This is a genomic window from Mycobacterium sp. WUMAC-067 (assembly GCF_020217485.1).
Taxonomy (GTDB): Bacteria; Actinomycetota; Actinomycetes; order Mycobacteriales; family Mycobacteriaceae; genus Mycobacterium.
Genome location: NZ_JAEKMI010000214.1, coordinates 1 through 293, shown reverse-complemented (window position 1 = coordinate 293; position 293 = coordinate 1). Strand labels below are relative to the sequence as shown.

Sequence of the window (293 nt, the reverse complement as noted above, 5' to 3'; positions counted from 1 at the left end):
CGCGCCGGCGATGTCGAAGGGAAGCGCAACCGTACCCGAGGGTGCTGCTATGCCGAGTCCCGAGAGGCTCGCCGGCCCGTTGAGAAAGACCGTGATCAGATCGCTCTCCACGCCCAGCACGTCCGTCACCGACGGGTCGACGGCATTTGGCCCCACTGCGGCTCTGGTCAGCATGTTGGGGACGGCTGAGAGTGATTGCTGGGTAACGGCGTTGCGTGTGCTCCCGGCGGCGGTGCCGGTGGCCTGGGCTACGGCTCTGGATTGATCGGCGCCGGAGTTGGTGGTCTGATCCG

General features: G+C 66.9%; 1 pseudogene. It reads right to left on the bottom strand.

The window, feature by feature from the left end:
- Positions 1 to 293 (bottom strand): annotated as a pseudogene (locus JF781_RS28285) (hypothetical protein); the annotation flags it as partial.